The sequence below is a fragment of the Mesorhizobium sp. M7A.F.Ca.AU.001.01.1.1 genome (assembly GCF_004022735.1).
Taxonomy (GTDB): domain Bacteria; phylum Pseudomonadota; class Alphaproteobacteria; order Rhizobiales; family Rhizobiaceae; genus Mesorhizobium; species Mesorhizobium ciceri.
Genome location: NZ_RZPF01000723.1, coordinates 1 through 3,276, shown reverse-complemented (window position 1 = coordinate 3,276; position 3,276 = coordinate 1). Strand labels below are relative to the sequence as shown.

At 60.2% G+C, this 3,276-nt stretch carries 2 protein-coding genes; both read right to left on the bottom strand.

The features are described 5' to 3' along the window. Positions 1–1,951, bottom strand: a 1,951-nt coding sequence (locus tag EN884_RS30570) for a CarD family transcriptional regulator (RefSeq protein ID WP_281034854.1), incomplete at its 3' end; no start/stop codon positions are given. 965 nt (positions 1,952–2,916) lie between these two features. Continuing rightward, a partial coding sequence (locus EN884_RS30560; protein ID WP_164895252.1) for a DUF1003 domain-containing protein occupies positions 2,917–3,276 on the bottom strand: 360 nt, incomplete at its 5' end.

The following is a 3,276-nucleotide window of genomic DNA, read 5'->3' as shown; positions in this document are numbered from 1 at the left end:
ACACGGTTGTCGGCGCTATGACCGCAACCTGTTTCCCGCAGAGGGCGGCGGCGGCGCAAGCACGCAAAGCCACCTCTGTCTTGCCGAAGCCAACATCACCGCAGACGAGCCGGTTCATTGTTCTCCCCGAGGAAAGGTCGTCGAGCACAGCGCGGATGGCGGCGGCCTGGTCAGGAGTCTCGGTATAGGGAAATTTCGCCGCAAAACGGGCCAAGTCCGCGCGGGAGGGCTTGATGATCTCGGCGGGCTGGCTGGACCTCATCTCGGCAAGGCCCACCAGGCGCTTGGCCAGCCTGTCGATCTCGCGCAACGCAGCCTCGCGTCGCTTGGGCCAGCCCTCGCCGTTGAGGCGATCGAGCGACACTGCCTCCGGTTCCGAGCCGTAGCGCCATATTTTCCCAAAGTCGTCGACCGGAACCAGCAAGGAAGCCCCGCCATGATATTCCAGCCTGACAACATCCTGGTGCTGACCAGCCAAGTCGACCTGTTCGACCGCCGCGAGCACGCCCAGGCCATGGTCTTCATGGACGACGACGTCGCCGATGCGCAACTCGGGTTCGAGTATGCTTGCGGCCATGCCGGCATCCGCCTTCAACGCAGGGCCAAACAGGTCGGCTGCGGCGACCATCGCGATACCGGATTGCGCGTCGACAAACCCTTCATCGAGGACGAAGCCAGCCTTGAGAAGAGAGCCTCTCGCGGCCGAAAGTATTTGCGGTGAGTCGACCGCTTCCTCAGCCCGCCGGCCTAGCTTTCTATTGAGCAGGCGATCTGCTCGCTGCAGTTCAGAGGCATCGCCGGTCAACACCACCCTGGCCCCGGCGCTTGTCTGCCTTGTCACGAATTCAGCGATTTCGTACCCGGGCCGGGCCAGGCGAAAGAATTTGGGAACTCGCTCGGCAGAAACGGCAAGTCTCGTGGAGCGGTTGCGCACGGAAGCATCCCACTCTTCACGCGACAGGTAAAATTGTTCCGGCAAAGGTTTCTCGCGCCCGGCAGCCTCCTGCCTGGCACGGCGTGCATCCTCGATCAGGTCCAGAATTTTGTCGAGCGGCTGCCCGTCGATACCTTCAAGGAAGGAGATCGAGGCGCTCGACGCAGTGTCGAAGACAGATGGCATCGCGCCATATAATGCGACCAGGCGCTCTTCCATCGACGTCGCGCGCATCGCTGTCAGCTCAGGATGATCACCAGCTTTAAACATCAGCTCGGATGCCGGTCCGACAGCAATCGAGTCTCGAACCTGGTCGCTGAGTTGACTGATCGGATCGTAGGTCTTGAGCTCTCGAATGCAGCTGTCTGGGCCAAGGACGACGCGAACGGGGTCCTCCGCGCCAGCGGGGAAGATGTCCATGAGATCGCCCCGAAAAGCTATTTCACCCGGTTCGTCGACCCTCTCGTCGACGACATAGCCAAAAGCTTCGGACCTTGTTCTGAAATCATCCCGGTCGAACTTTTGTCCCACCTCCAGAATTGCGAAACCGCCAGCAATGACCTGGGCGGGCGGCACCCGCTGCAGACTGGCTTCGATCGACATTACAGCGATGCGCGCACGATCGGGCTTCGTTGCCATGTGACACAACGCACGAAGCCTCCGCCCCATATTGGCGCGTGTGGGCCACACCCTGTCGTAAGGCAGGCAATCCCAGGACGGCAGCAAGATGATCTCCGCGTGCGGCAGGAACTGACGCAAAGCCCCGACGATCTCGTCGGCGCTGCGTTCCGAGGCAGTTATATGGATAATGTGCTTGTGCCGGCTGGCCTCCAGCCCACCGGCCAGCGCTGCCGCGATAGCTGAAGATGGCGGGACGCCGTGCTCTATCGTAAACCCGCTGTCATCCGTGTGATCGATTTGTTCGACATCCGTCCGCGAAATATGCCTGTTCACTGAAATCTCACCTTGTCCCCAGAAGAACGTCAGCACAGCGACCCCGTTCCTGGCGGCGCGCATTAAAGTGTTCCAGGACGGGGCAGCCGGTGCGGCGTTGATGCATTGCTTCCTAGCTGCCCTAAGAACTGGCGGCTGTGAATCACGCTCGACGCCGGCAGAACGCTCTGTGCGTCGGGCCATGCCGCGCGGTGGCCCGTCCGCCGGAGTTAGTATGTGCACATGCTGAATTGCCGAAATGTCGATAACCACGCGAGGGATTGTCGAGAAAGCTGTTCGAGTTCGTCCTCGTCCGTTATCCCAGCTTGGTAGTAAGCCAGGATGCGCGATGCACTCCGTTCTCTCTTGGTTTCGGTCTCGTTTTTTGGGGTTGCTGCGCGCCAAAACGCGGCTCAGGACGGCCAGCTCTGATGGGGTGAAGGCGTCTCTATGCTTGCATCAACTCCGCGCCGCCCGCCTCGGGTGGGGAGCCGAGGCGGGCTGAAGCTGTGGGGATCCAGCTTCCGATGCCGGGCAACAGGCGATTGTGCAAGAGGGATTGTCCGGCGCGGCCCAACGCAGGATGGACAGAATGTTCCGGGAGTTTTGGTGAGGCGAAAATAATTGGCCAAGAGCCAGAAGCACGGCGCAGGATACGGCATGTAAGACTTGCCGGCGTGCGATCCAGTCAGCAGCTCGGGCCAAGATCCGAATCCTGGATGTGAGTTTCTGGACCTTGCTGAGCATTTAAGAGTTGAGGTACGGCCGTTATGATCTGCGGCAGAAAGAAGGGCTTGGTGATCATATTATGCTGTTGGGAACACCTTCGGCTCCCCAGTGTACCTCGCTATCGCCGCTGATACGCTGCCGCGATCGATTGACGTCCTGAGGTCGCCTTGGACAACGCCAAGACGGGCTTGGTGCTTCGACAGCCAAGTGCCAGACGATGAGGACGATTGCAGGCCTACAGCAGCCGCGCGAATGGTTTCTCGCTGTAAGCTCGTGTTGGGTTGGTACGCTGCGGCGGCTTGCCGGCGCGGTCGCTTTGATCAAGCTTCCTGCTGATCTTCAGAAGCCTGCTGGATTTGGGTCATCACCTTTCGGGGATCGACATTCTCTGCCAGTTGCCGCAGCTCTTTGTCGGCCGGGGTGGAGACATTCAGACGCACCGCCAAGGCAGCCACCATCTCGATCAGCCGCGTGGTTTCATGTTCGTTAAGGAGGCTGATCTGCAAATCCAGTTCCGCTCGGCGCTCGCTGTGTTCGGCCATTCTGTTCTGATTGATCAGCACGAAGGTAGACAGGAAGATTGCCTCGACGGAAGCGACCATGGCCAGGATCACGAAAGTTGGGTCCCAAGCTGGGATGGCTGGTATCGCGCCTAGGTTTGCAAGGATCCAGGCGACGAG